The sequence below is a fragment of the Vibrio sp. 10N.222.49.C9 genome (assembly GCF_041474985.1).
Taxonomy (GTDB): Bacteria; Pseudomonadota; Gammaproteobacteria; order Enterobacterales; family Vibrionaceae; genus Vibrio; species Vibrio crassostreae_C.
Genome location: NZ_JBFRVD010001112.1, coordinates 1 through 325, shown reverse-complemented (window position 1 = coordinate 325; position 325 = coordinate 1). Strand labels below are relative to the sequence as shown.

General features: G+C 44.6%; 1 pseudogene. It reads left to right on the top strand.

Annotated features, from left to right (window positions below):
* Nucleotides 1-64: 64 nt before the first annotated feature.
* A pseudogene (dksA, locus tag AB4585_RS27135) lies at nucleotides 65-325 on the top strand (RNA polymerase-binding transcription factor); the annotation flags it as partial.

Here is a 325-nt window from a genome sequence, read left to right as displayed (position 1 = left end):
GCTATAGATACCCGCCTTAAATTAAGCCACTTAGTGGTTTAATAAGGTTATTAGGAGATGCGGTATGCCAGAATCTAAGAAAAAAGCGCTAGGTATTCTAGCCATAGCAGGTGTTGAGCCGTACCAAGAAAAAGCTGGTGAAGAATACATGTCACCAGAGCAGATGGCTCATTTTACAAAAATTTTAGGAGCTTGGCGCGACCAATTGCGTGAAGAAGTAGAACGTACAGTTGTACACATGCAAGACGAAGCGGCAAACTTCCCAGACCCTGTAGACCGTGCGTCTCAGGAAGAAGAGTTCAGCTTAGAGTTACGTAACCGTGAC